The sequence below is a fragment of the Pseudomonas sp. K2I15 genome, assembly GCF_002204795.1.
GTDB lineage: Bacteria > Pseudomonadota > Gammaproteobacteria > Pseudomonadales > Pseudomonadaceae > Aquipseudomonas.
The window spans coordinates 25,722-37,834 of record NZ_NIXO01000026.1 but is presented as its reverse complement, the minus strand read 5'-3'; the positions used below and the strand labels follow the sequence as shown (position 1 = coordinate 37,834).

Sequence of the window (12,113 nt, the reverse complement as noted above, 5' to 3'; positions counted from 1 at the left end):
GCAGGCCGGGCAGCCAACTGTGGTTTTAGAATCATACGCAACGTTCGACGGTTGGCGCGTAGGCCTTAACCCCCGAACCTGTCGGCATTTCTATAAAAATAAGAAGGTGCAAGCATGAGTAACGAAACGGTCGATATCAAAGCGTGGATCGACAACCGCCCGGTTGCAAGGTACCAGTGGCTCATCATGGGCCTGTGTTTTTTCATTGTTCTTTTCGATGGCTTCGATGTGGCGGTGATGGGGTTTATCGCGCCTTCACTGATACAGGAGTGGGGCCTGTCCAAAGCCGCGTTCGGCCCGGTCATGAGCGCCGGTATGATCGGCCTGGCCATTGGTGCCTTGACCGCTGGCCCTTATGTCGACCGGCTCGGGCGCAAGAAGGTGCTGCTGATCGCGGTGACCGGTTTCAGTGTGCTGAGCCTGGCCTGCGCCTTCGCCCGCAACCCTTACGAACTGGCTGGCCTGCGCTTGCTCGCCGGCGTCGCACTGGGCGCGGCGTTGCCGAACACCACGACGCTGTTATCCGAGTACCTGCCTGAGCGCAATCGTTCGCTGCTTATCACCCTCATGTTCACGGGCTTCAATATGGGCTCGGGCCTGGGCGGCTTTCTTGCTGCGTGGCTGATTCCGAGTCACGGCTGGCAATCGGTGCTGTTGGCGGGCGGGTTTTTGCCGCTTTTGCTGCTGCCGTTCCTGTGGTTGCTGCTGCCTGAATCGGCGCGGTTCCTGGCGACACGTAATGCGCCGGCGATCCAGATCGCCAAGGTTTTGAACAAGTTGGGCGGCACTTTCAGCGCCGCCACGCGGTTCATCATGACGGAGCCCCAGGCCCAGCAAAAAGCCCACACGGACAAAACGCACGCACATGCATCAGACTGGGCAGTTCAGGGGAGTCCATAGGGTGTGCTCGCAGGTGGGTTGTTGCGGTGGGTCATGCCGCCACCACTCGGCGCGCGCCAATAAAAAACGCATACGTGCAACAGCGTAATACATTCGGCCCGCCTGTTCACGGGCGGTGCGGTCTGGGTGCCGGACGACCTTTAGGTTTTGTGCTCAGCGGAGAAATAACCTGACTCCAAGGCATGGGGGCTTTCCGGCGAAGTTGGTTCGCCGAAAAGTGTCAACCATGTCCCCGCACACCCGTCAACCAAGCGTGCGGTCCGTGCACGTTTTTGAAGAGAGGAACCATAAGCCGCCGTTACCGCAGCAACGGATATACAACCCAGCGACTCAGAACGTCTGTCCGAAGGAAAACTGAAACACCTGTTTCTCCGCGTTTTCAGGCGTGCGGATCGGGTATGCCAAATTCACACTCAACGGCCCTAACGGGCTGTACCACGTCACGCCTACGCCCACCGAGCTGGCCATCTGGCTCAGGTCCACACTGCCACAGCCCTGCGTGGTGCTCAGGTAGCACTTGTCCGAATACACCGAGCCCACGTCCCAGAACACCGAGGTGCGTACGGATTTGTTGTCTTTGATAAACGGCACCGGGAACAAGTACTCCGCGCCGCCGGTAATCAGGATATTGCCGCCCAGCGCCTCGGTGTCACGGTCTGAGTAGTACGCCTGCCCGGCACTGGCGTAAGCGCCGGTAGCCGGGGTGTTGCGCGGGCCGAGGGTACCGCTTTCAAAACCGCGCACCGTGCCTTCGCCGCCTGCCGTGTAGGTTTCGTAGAAGGGGAGGCCGTCCGTAGAGCCATAGCCGCTGCCGTAGCCGAGCTTGGTGTGGAAGCGCAGCGATGTGTTATTGCTTACGGGTAAGAACGTCTGCCCCGTGTAATCGATTTTGTAGAAGCTCAGGTCGCTGCCGGGCACCGTCACCATCAGGTTGAGGTTCTGCGAGTACCCGCGAGTCGCCAGCACGCCTTTGTTCAACGTCGATTCCGACCAGCCAAGGTTGGCCTTGAAGTTGGTGAACTCCTTGCCTTCGCGCTCAATAAAGTCGTAGATCTCATCGGCGCTGTAGGTGCCCGGTTCGATGCTGTCGTGTTGTGCCGTCAGGCCAAAACTCAGGCGCGAGGTTTCGTTGATCGGGTAGCCGAGGGTGGCGCCCAGGCCAAAGCTGTTGATGGCGTAATAGGACACGCCGTCATCGTAGTATTTGTTGTAGTCGGTCTTGCTGTAGAACGCGTTGTAACCCAGGCTCACCCCATCGGTGGTGAAGTAGGGGTCGGTGAAGCCGATGTTGTATTTGCTCTGATAGGAGGAGCGCGTCAGTCCGAGGCTGGCAGAATTACCGGTGCCGAGGAAGTTGTTCTGGCTGATCGAACCGCCGAGGATCAGGCCCGAGTTCTGGGCAAAGCCGACACTGGCGGTAATCGAGCCGGACGCCTGTTCTTCCACGGCGTAGTTCACGTCCAGTTGGTCATCCACACCGGCAACTGCCGGCGTTTCCACGTTCACTTCCTTGAAGAAGCCCAGACGGTCAAGACGCACCTTGGATTGGTCGATCAAGTAGGTCGACGCCCAGCCACCCTCCATCTGACGCATCTCCCGGCGCAGTACTTTATCGTCAGTCTTGGTGTTGCCACGGAAATTGATGCGGTTGACGTAAGCCCGCTTGCCCGGGTCGACGGAGAACGTGACGTCAACGGTGTGGTCTTCATCGTGGGCCTGCGGCACGCCATTGACGTTGGCGAACGTATAACCTTCATTGCCCAGGCGGCGGGTAATCAGGTCCGAGGTGGTGGTCATCAATTTGCGCGAGAACACCTGGCCCTTTTGCACCAATAACAACGACTGGACCTGGTCCTGCGGGACTTTCAGCTCGCCACTCAGCTTCACCTCGCGCACCGTATACTTCTGGCCTTCGTTGATGTTCACGGTGATGTAGACGTGCTTCTTGTCCGGGGTCATGGACACCTGGGTCGAGGCGATATCCATGTTGATATAGCCACGGTCCAGGTAGTAGGAGCGCAGCCTTTCGAGGTCGCCGGAGAGTTTTTCCCGGGCATATTTATCGTCATTCTTGAAAAACGACAGCCAGTTGCTCGTCTTGAGGGTGAACTGGTCGATCAATGCCTCATCGGGGAACACTGTATTGCCCACCACGTTGATGTGCTTGATCGACGCCACTTCGCCCTCATCAATCTTGATCTTTACCCCCACTCGATTGCGCGGCTGGGGCACGATCTCGGTGTCGACCGATGCCGAGTAACGTCCCTGGGCAACGTACTGGCGCTGCAACTCGTTGCGCACGCCTTCAAGGGTCGCACGTTGGAATATCTCGCCCTCGGCCAGGCCAGATTGCTTCATGCCCTTCATCAGGTCATCGGTGGAGATGGCTTTGTTGCCTTCGAACTCGATACTGGCAACCGAGGGGCGCTCGACTACATTGATAATCAGCACATCGCCTTCGCGGCTCAGTTGGATGTCCTGGAAGAAGCCGGTCTTGAACAGCGCGCGGGTGGAATCCACCAGCCGTCGATCATCCACTTCGTCACCCACGTTTAAGGGCAAGGCACCAAACACGCTGCCCGCGGAGACCCGTTGCAGGCCGTTGATACGAATATCCGAGATTTTGAAGGCTTCAGCGTGTGCAAGTGTGACATTGAGCAGCAGCGCAACCGAGCAGAGCAGGCGCGAAAAATTCATCAAGATCTTTTCCAGAACACATCGACAAGCAGCGCAAGCGCGCAGGGATGACTCGCCGCAGACGGATCACCACAACGCGGCCAGACGGGTGGACGGCAAGCATAAGAGCGCTGGGGGTTTGGTGCGGTTAACCAAGTGTCAAGTTAGGTAAAGGTTGGCCCCGGGGCGATGACGTTGGGCGGTGCAAGGGCGATACTGTGCCGATACCCCCTCACGAGCTCGCCATGATCCGCGTATTGCTAGTCGACGATGACCAGGAACTGACTGAAATGCTGGGCCAATACCTGGAGCATGAAGGCTTTGAAGCGACCTGCGTGCACACCGGCGAGGAAGGTGAGGTGGAGGCGCTGTCGGGTCGCTACAGCATTGTGGTGCTGGACGTGATGCTGCCCAGGCTGTCGGGAATAGAGGTGCTCCGGCGTATCCGCGCCAGCAGCCAGGTGCCGGTGGTGTTGCTCACTGCCCGTGGCGACAACATCGACCGGATCACCGGGCTGGAGCTTGGCGCGGACGACTATGTGCCCAAGCCCAGTTCCCCGGGTGAGCTGGTGGCGCGCTTGCGCGCCATCATGCGCCGGGTTCAGCCGGTGGGTCAGCCGACCACAGACGTCATAAAGACCGGCGCCCTGGTGCTGTGGCCCGGCAAACGCCAGGCCCTCTGGAAGGGCAGCGAACTGGGGCTGACCAGTACCGAATTCAGCCTGCTCGAAGTGCTGGCCCGGTGCGCCGGCCAGGTGGTGAGCAAAAAGGACCTGTCGCTCAATGCCCTGGGCTGCCCGCTGACCCGCTATGACCGGCGCATCGACGTGCACATCAGCAGCATTCGCCAGAAGTTGGGCCCGCGCCCCGACGCCAAGGCCTGGATCCAGAGCGTACGCGGCCTCGGTTACCTGTTGATCGCCGAATGATGAAGCCTAGCCGCTTGTTCTGGAAACTGTTCCTGGCCTTTTGGCTGGCCACCAGCCTGACGTTTCTGGTGGGGTTGAGCATTCTGGTGGCGGGCAGTCTGGGCCCCGGGGATAATCACCTGGACGCGATTTTGGCCAGCGAAGAACAGTTGCTGGAGCAGTACGGTGTCGATTCGGGGCGCCAGCTCCTGGCAGTGTGGCAGCCACCCCACGGCCAAGCCATTGGCGTCTATGACAGTGCCGGTCAATTGCTGGCCGGCACGCCGGTCTCGCAGCCGGCCTATGAAAAGTTGCTCGTCAGCAAAGACGGGGCCGCGCTGTCGCTCCGGTCTTCCCAGCCTCCTCACGACCCCGGACGGCTGGGCCACTGGATTCCATTGATCATCGGCACGGTGATGAGTGCACTGTTCAGCGGGTACATGGCCTACTACCTGGCGTGGCCGTTGGCGTATCTGCGCCGGGCCATGGGCGACGTGGCCCTGGGGCGCTTCGAAACCCGTGTCCGGCCGATGATGGGCAGGCGCCGTGATGAAATCGTCGACCTGGCCGAAGACTGCGACCGAATGGCCAACCAGTTGAAACTGCTGGTGGAGGCCCAGCAACAGCTGTTGCACGATATCTCCCATGAACTGCGCTCACCGTTGACGCGCATGCAGGTGGCCATCGGGCTGTTGCAGCAAGACCCGGCACGCCACGAAATGCTCGGGCGTATCCAGCGTGAATCGGCGCGCATGGACACCTTGATCGAGGCGCTGTTGACCCTCGCGCGCGTGCAGGGCCGCCCCGAGAGCATCGGGCGCGAACCGGTGGATATCGTCGAGTTGCTGGCAGTGATTGTCGAAGACGCTCAGTTCGAGGCGGGCATCAAAGGCTGTCGTGTCAGCTTGCAGGCGTGTTCTGACTTTGTCAGTCGTGCCAGTGGCGAGCTGTTGTATCGGTGTTTTGAGAATGTCATTCGCAATGCGGTGCGCTACACGCGGCCTGATACGACGGTGCGGGTCTCGGCTGAGGTCAGTCCCGACACACGCTGGCTGAGGGTGTTGATCACTGATCAGGGGCCGGGTGTTGACCACCTGCGGTTGCGGAGTATTTTCCAGCCCTTCGAGCGCGGCCCGAATGAAGCCGATGCCGGTTTCGGGCTGGGCCTGGCAATCGCCTTGCGAGCCGTGGAAATGCATGGCGGAACCGTCGAGGCGCACAACGCGCCATCCGGCGGGTTGAGCGTGGAAATCATCCTGCCTCGGGTGGGATCTTTACACGATATTACATTGGCTTGACCGCCCTGTACGCCCTGCGCCTTTAGACTTTTCCTCTGCGTGAGTTGATGTTCAGTGACGCCATTGGCGTGGAGGTTGCGATGTTTCAGGTGCACAAAAAAGGCTTCGTGGCCGGCAAGAAAATGGTCGACGGGCTGGTGCCCTACGATTTTTTTTGCGAAGACAGCCCGGCGATCAATCTGTTCGTGTTTACCGGCTCTGCTGCCCTCGGCCAAACGGTGGCGGAGCAGACGCTGTGGGGCTTTACCCGGCTGGAGCGATTCGAGGCAATGACCGGTGCCCTGGTCGCGAACAAGAAGAACGACGGCTGGTTTCAAAGTGTCAACGTGCTCACCGGGCCCAACCAGAACGGTACCCAAAGCGTGAAATTCCAGCGGGTGCTTAAAATCATCAAGCATGTGACTGCAACGGGCCGGGTGGCCAGTAAATTTGAATACGAGATTCATACGGATGAAGGCGATACCTACTTCACCCGACGGCCTGCTGCACCCGACAGCGCGCAAACCATCATCTATACAGCGGACCAGTAACCCGTGAAAACTGGGTAAATGGCGCACTTGAACATGAATATTTGGACAGCCGTACATTTGTCCGCTGAAAAAAAAGGCCGCTGCCCGTAATCTAGGGGCCTTTGCCACGTGTGCGGATTGTCCATGTCTTCAGTAGCTGATGGGTTGCCCAGTGATAAACGTCTAGCGGCGGTGGTCGCCATTTCCCTGGGGATCGGCATGGCGACCCTCGACACGGCCATCGTCAACACCGCGTTACCGACCCTCGCGGAAGGGATTGGCACCGATTCCGCCTCGGTGATCTGGGTGGTCAACGCCTACCAACTGGCGACCATCGCCGCCGTGTTGCCCTTTGCTTCCCTGAGTGATGTGGTCGGCCACCGCCGGGTGTTCCTCGGTGGTTTACTGGTGTTTGTGGTGGCATCGCTGTTTTGCGGGCTGGCCTGGTCGCTGCCGACGCTGACCGCCGCCCGGGTGGTGCAGGGCCTGGGCGCGGCGGCGATCATGAGCGTCAACATTGCGCTGTTGCGGCATATCTACCCGGCAAAAATACTCGGCCGGGGGCTGGGGTATAACTCACTGGTGGTGGGGTTGGCCTTTACGCTGGGGCCGACTGCGGCGTCGGCGATTTTGTCGGTGGCCACCTGGCACTGGTTGTACCTGATCAATCTGCCGCTGGGCGCATTGGCGTTGTGGCTGGGTGTGCGTGCGATTCCGGTGATCCCGATTACCGGGCATGCCTTCGACCGGCTTGCGGCGATTCTCTGCGCCGGGTTGTTCGCCCTGTTGGTGCTGGGCCTGGGTTCGGCGGTGCACGGTGCGCAGGCGTTGTTAACGCTAGGGCTGATCGCCGTGGCGCTGCTGTGCGGGCTGTTGCTGATTCGCCGCCAGGCCGGGCACCCGGCGCCGATGCTGGCAGTGGATTTATTCAAGCGCCCGCTGTTCACCTTGTCGGCACTCACCGCGATTTGCGCGTTCAGCGCCCAGGGCCTGGCGTTTGTGTCGCTGCCATTCCTGTTGCAAACGGTGCTGGGCCACAGCCAGGTGGCCACCGGCTTCCTGATGACGCCGTGGCCAGCAGTGGTCGCGGTGATGGCGCTGATCGCCGGGCGCCTGGCGGACCGCATCTCCCTGGCGTTGTTGTGCGGCATCGGCCTGGTGATGTTGAGCGCGGGCATGGCCTCGCTGGCGACCCTGGGCAACGACGCTTCCACCTTCGATATCGGTTGGCGCATGGCCTTGTGTGGCGCCGGGTTCGGTTTCTTCCAGTCGCCCAACCTCAAGGCGATCATGACCAGCGCACCGATTGCCCGCAGTGGTGGTGCCAGCGGGATCGTTGCTACGTCGCGGTTGATGGGGCAGACGCTGGGGGCTTCGTTGGTTGCGTTGTGTTTCCATCTGTCCCTGAGCAGCGGCCCGCAGTACGCGTTGTGGTTGGGTTGCGGGTTTGCACTCGTTGGTGCGGTGGCCAGTGGTTTGCGCCTGATGCAGGACGGCACCAAGGTTTAATCATTTGGGCCTTGTAATACATTGAGGTAGACGGCTACCGTGGCCGTCTAAATAATTCTGAATGTTTCAGCTTTTATGTCTGACCTGGCCCAACGCAGTGCTGATGCCCACTCCCGCCGTGCTGCGCTGACCCTTGGCCTGTGCCTGCCCAGTGATGTGTTGCTGTACCTGGTACTGCCGATGGAGTCCCAGGCGTTCGGTATCACCCTGGCCCAGGCCGGGGTATTGCTGGCGGCCAACCGCCTGGTGCGGATCTTCGGCTACAAGCATGTTCTGAATTTCTACGCCCGTCACGGCGACCGCCTGACCTGCTCCATCGCCGCCGGCGCGGCCGCGGTGTGTGCCTTGGGCAACTCGATGCTGTCCGGCTTTGCTGCGTTGCTCGGGCTGCGGTTGATCTGGGGCCTGTGTTTTGCGGCGTTGAACCTTTCCACTCAAGTGTTGGCGACCTCCGAACCACTGGGTGCGGCGCGTCGGGCGGGGCGCTCGCGGGCGTTGATCGCCCTGGGGCCGATGCTGGCCTTGCCGCTGGGTGGATGGCTGACGTTACAGGTCGGGCCGCGTCCGATTTTTCTGATTCTGGCGGTGTGTTGCCTGGTGGGGTTGTGGATGGCGCGGGGGTTGCCTAGTGTCGGCCACAATTTACAGGGTGCGCCGGGGCGGCGTTTCAAACTGCCCGACAGCGTGGCGACCTGGTCGTTTATTGAAGGTGTGGCGCTGGATGGGCTGTTTATCTTTGGTCTGTCGATTCAGGCGCAGAAGATGCTGGGTGGTGATGCGGTGTTGATTGCCGGGGGGCTGATGGCCTTGCGGTATGTCTCGGAATTGCTCCTGAGCCCGTTGGGTGGCCGCGCTGCGCAGCAGTTTGGCGCGACGTCGATGTTGTTGCTGTTTTCGTTTCTCAGCGCGCTGGCGCTGGGGGCGTTTGGTAGCCATTGGGTGATTGTGGGTGCGGCGGCGGTGTTGGTATTGCGGGCGTTGCAGTTGCCGTTGGTGACCACGTTGGTGGCGGAGCGTAATCCTGGGGCGATGCGCGTGTCGGCCCTGGCGTCGAATGCGGTGTGGCGTGATGTGGGCGCGGGGCTTGGGCCTTTGCTGGCGGGGTTGTTGTTGCCGGTGGCATCGGCGCCCTGGGTGTTTGGCGTGGCGGGGGCGGCGATTGCGGTCAGTGCGGTGTTTTGCTGGCGGGCTAAGGTTTCGCCTTGATGATGTGAGGTTGGTTGTGGCTTTTGACGATAGGTTTGTGCGGTTGTTGGATGAGGCTTATAAGCATTGGACGGGGCAGGGGTTGCCGGCGCCTGAGGGGCTGAGTCTGGGGCAGCGGTTGATTTGGTTGCATGAGCAGGCGTCCTGCCGGTTTACCCGCTCCTCAATACCTGCGTTCGGCCTCGGGCTGAATGGGGCAGTCAGATCAAGATCAACAGCAGATCAAGAGCACGGCGACCTGAAAGCCGACCTGAGAGTTAGAAGCAAGGGCAAGGGCAAGTTCCAGAGCGAAAGCAGAGCTGCTTTTATGTGGGAGCTGGCTTGCCTGCGATGCAGACACCTCGGTACATCAGTTACACCCAGTTGATGCCATCGCAGGCAAGCCAGCTCCCACAGTTGACCGTGCCCGCTTTTGATTTTGCTTTTGCTCTACACCACTCAAGCCGGCCTGTAGGCCGCTGTGCTCTTGCTTTTGATCTTGATCTTGATCTTAGGCGCCCCGTTAAACCACGCTGGCCGAACGCAGGTAGTACGGAGCGGGTAAACCGGCAGGACGCCGGTTTAGCCGCGACGGGGCAGGGACGCCCCGTCGCGGCGGCCCGCGCAGTACTACCGGAGAGAGGGCACACCGAGCCTAAGCGAGGTGCCGAGTGGTGGGGCAAGAGCCTTTTGGTTACTTTTGGGCTCCTTTCAAAAGTGACCCGCTGTAAGAGCGGAACCCATATCAAAAATCACCAAATAACGGATATGCCCCCCATCAGCGCACCTTCACAGCCTCAACCCACCCCGGATCCAACCGCGTCTGGTCAGGCTCAATCCCCAACCCCCGCATCCTCTCCAGATGCTCATCCACCTCCCGCACCAACTGCGCCTGAGAGCTGGAATTGGCGTCCAGTTCGTGCATCTGCATCAACCCAAGGTGATAAAACCGCAGCAACTTGATCGCGGCCGGGTCGTTCGCCTGGACCCCCTCAGTCACCTTGTGCATCACATTCGTCACACTCATCAAACTACGCTTGAGCTGCCACCCATACACCGCCGGCGCCAGCCACGCCTGGCTCCAGAACGGCCCCCGCACCAGCCCAAGGGTAATCAAAACCCCGGCAAACACCCCACCCACATTAAAGCGAAAATTATCCCCCCCAGGCTCCCCAAACAGCATCACCGCCAAGCTGGAAAGCACCATCGCCAACACCACAAACAACCCCGCGACAATCAACGTACTGCGTCGCGTCTGCTGGCGAAAAACAATCGGGTCGCACGGTTTGAGCTCAAACATCCAGGGTCAGTCTCCATGGTACAAGTAGGGTTATACGGTCGGCCGGCATCTTCTCATGCTTCGCCCGTCGGAGTGACGGTAATCCGGTTGAACGATGGCCCACCGCGTTTTCTCTAACCCTGGTAGGCAAAAAAACCAAGCGAGGTGAACCATGACCCGGTACCAGCAACAACCGCCCGGCACACCCAACCCTGACCGAACCCCCGGCGAAGAGGAGCGCGACAACGACGCCCTGCGCCCCAACGACCCCGCCGAGCGCGAACACAACGAGAAGCGGGTCGAGGAAGACCTGGAAAACCTGCACGACAAGGCCCGCCCGCTGTAAGCCCGGCGCGCCAGGAGGTAACTATGAATAACAGTAAAAGTGGCCCGCATTCTTCGGAACATTCCAGCGGCAAGGACGAACTGGGTTTCGACCCCGATTCCCCGGACGTCGCAGACCCGCAGGTCGACCCGGTAGGCCCTGCAATTGCCCCATTGGACAAACCAGAAAAAACCGGCAAGAAGCCGGCCTATGATCCATTGGGTGATCTGAAAAAGTGAAAAAAGCCCCGCCGTTGTGCGGGGCTTTTTCATTCAGCCCAAGCGTTTCGGCGCTACCCAGGTCACCTCGGTGATGCCGAATTTCTCAGCCCAAGGCCGTGTGGTCTTTTTCACCCGCTCATGGCCCGGCCGGCCTATGCGCCCCACGTGGGCAATGTCGGCGTCAACGGCTGCCCAATGCCACGCCTCGGCGTTGTTCATGACCTCGGCACGCACCACAAAGGTTTTCGGTTCGCCGTGTAGCAAGTAGTGGATGGTGTAGATCATTGCGGTACTCATCATGGCTCCCTGTCTTGTAGTGAATTGATATAAATCAGTTCAGAAAGGTTCAGAAAGTTTCTGCATCCCGGGGCTTGTATTTGATTCAAATCACAATTGGCAAACAACGGCCTTCAGGGTATTAGTGGTGTTTCGCCACCGACCCCAGGATTGCGTCATGCCTGAGCTGACCCACAGCCGCCTGTACCTGCAACGTTTGGGCTACGACACGCCGCCACCGCCGACCCTGCAAACCCTGCAGGCGTTGCAACTGCGCCATGTCAGCACCTTCGCCTTCGAGAGTCTGTCGACGCTGCTGCACCTGCCGGTGCCGATCGATTTGCCCAGTGTCGAGCAAAAGGTTCTGTTCGATGGGCGTGGTGGTTATTGCTACGAACTGAATCAGATGTTTCTCGCGTTGTTGCAGGAGCTGGGCTTCGACGCGCGAGGCATTACCGGCCGCGTGGTGATGGGCGGGCCGCCCGACGCACTCACGGCGCGCACCCATCGGCTGAGCCTGGTGACCCTGGACGGTGTGCGTTACATCAGCGATGTCGGCTTTGGCGGCCTGGTGCCCACCAGCCCGTTGCAACTGGACACCGACGCGACCCAGGCCACCGCCCATGAACCCTATCGCCTGAGCTTGGACGAAGGCAGCTACACCTTGTGGGCGCAGGTCGCCGGTGAGTGGCGTGGCTTGTATGTGTTCGACCTGCAGTTGCAGTCGCGCATCGACTACGAAATCGGCAACTGGTACGTCTCCACCCACCCGGATTCGCCGTTCCTCGGCCAGTTGAAAGTCGCACTGATCGGCCCGGGATTTCGCCGCACACTGAACAATGGCGACTACGCCATTCACTACCTGGACCGGGCCAGCGAAAAGCGCGCAATCAAGGACGTGGATGAGCTGCTGGCGCTGTTGCAAGCCAGCTTCGGCATTCGCCTGCCCGAGCATCCACAGTTGCGGTCAATAGTCGGTCGCTTGCTGGATCAGGTCAAAAAGGCTTGATTTAGAGCCTTTACTGAA

General features: G+C 60.2%; 11 protein-coding genes and 1 pseudogene. 9 read left to right on the top strand and 3 right to left on the bottom strand.

The window, feature by feature from the left end:
- Positions 1–114 precede the first annotated feature (114 nt).
- Positions 115–843 (top strand): annotated as a pseudogene (locus CEC48_RS16915) (MFS transporter); the annotation flags it as partial.
- A gap of 387 nt (positions 844–1,230) precedes the next feature.
- Here the strand turns inward: CEC48_RS16915 and bamA are convergent.
- Positions 1,231–3,597: an outer membrane protein assembly factor BamA gene (bamA, locus tag CEC48_RS16910; protein ID WP_088424778.1), complete on the bottom strand. Its 2,367-nt coding sequence runs from the start codon at positions 3,595–3,597 to the stop codon at positions 1,231–1,233.
- Positions 3,598–3,821: 224 nt separating this feature from the next.
- Between bamA and CEC48_RS16905 the strand changes: the two genes are divergently transcribed.
- The 5 genes from CEC48_RS16905 (at position 3,822) to CEC48_RS16885 (ending at position 9,006) form a co-directional block, all read left to right on the top strand.
- A complete protein-coding gene (locus tag CEC48_RS16905; protein WP_088424777.1) occupies positions 3,822–4,505 on the top strand; it encodes a response regulator transcription factor in 684 nt (227 codons plus the stop codon).
- Complete coding sequence (locus tag CEC48_RS16900; RefSeq protein WP_088424776.1) at positions 4,502–5,782, top strand: HAMP domain-containing sensor histidine kinase; 1,281 nt, start codon at positions 4,502–4,504, stop codon at positions 5,780–5,782. Before CEC48_RS16905 ends, CEC48_RS16900 begins: the two co-directional genes overlap by 4 nt.
- Before the next feature lie 80 nt (positions 5,783–5,862).
- Positions 5,863–6,312 (top strand): hypothetical protein, encoded by a 450-nt coding sequence (locus tag CEC48_RS16895; protein ID WP_088424816.1) that lies wholly within the window; start codon positions 5,863–5,865, stop codon positions 6,310–6,312.
- Between the two features lie 123 nt (positions 6,313–6,435).
- On the top strand, positions 6,436–7,800 hold the full coding sequence (locus tag CEC48_RS16890; protein ID WP_088424775.1) for an MFS transporter: 1,365 nt from the start codon (positions 6,436–6,438) through the stop codon (positions 7,798–7,800).
- A 75-nt stretch (positions 7,801–7,875) separates the two neighbouring features.
- Positions 7,876–9,006: an MFS transporter gene (locus CEC48_RS16885; RefSeq protein WP_088424774.1), complete on the top strand. Its 1,131-nt coding sequence runs from the start codon at positions 7,876–7,878 to the stop codon at positions 9,004–9,006.
- A gap of 757 nt (positions 9,007–9,763) precedes the next feature.
- Here the strand turns inward: CEC48_RS16885 and CEC48_RS16875 are convergent.
- On the bottom strand, positions 9,764–10,285 hold the full coding sequence (locus tag CEC48_RS16875; RefSeq protein ID WP_088424773.1) for a DUF3087 family protein: 522 nt from the start codon (positions 10,283–10,285) through the stop codon (positions 9,764–9,766).
- A 151-nt stretch (positions 10,286–10,436) separates the two neighbouring features.
- Between CEC48_RS16875 and CEC48_RS31590 the strand changes: the two genes are divergently transcribed.
- Positions 10,437–10,610 carry a hypothetical protein gene (locus CEC48_RS31590; protein ID WP_176438728.1) on the top strand — a complete coding sequence of 58 codons (174 nt, stop codon included), beginning with the start codon at positions 10,437–10,439 and terminating at the stop codon, positions 10,608–10,610.
- Between the two features lie 23 nt (positions 10,611–10,633).
- Positions 10,634–10,828 (top strand): DUF6021 family protein, encoded by a 195-nt coding sequence (locus tag CEC48_RS16870; protein WP_088424772.1) that lies wholly within the window; start codon positions 10,634–10,636, stop codon positions 10,826–10,828.
- Positions 10,829–10,861: 33 nt separating this feature from the next.
- Here CEC48_RS16870 and CEC48_RS16865 read toward each other — a convergent pair whose 3' ends face one another.
- Positions 10,862–11,107, bottom strand: a complete 246-nt coding sequence (locus tag CEC48_RS16865; RefSeq protein WP_063028819.1) for a DUF6555 family protein — start codon at positions 11,105–11,107, stop codon at positions 10,862–10,864.
- 157 nt (positions 11,108–11,264) lie between these two features.
- Here CEC48_RS16865 and CEC48_RS16860 point away from each other — a divergent pair, with 157 nt between their 5' ends.
- Positions 11,265–12,095, top strand: coding sequence for an arylamine N-acetyltransferase (locus tag CEC48_RS16860; RefSeq protein ID WP_088424771.1), 831 nt, complete (start codon positions 11,265–11,267; stop codon positions 12,093–12,095).
- The last annotated feature ends 18 nt before the right edge of the window (positions 12,096–12,113 follow it).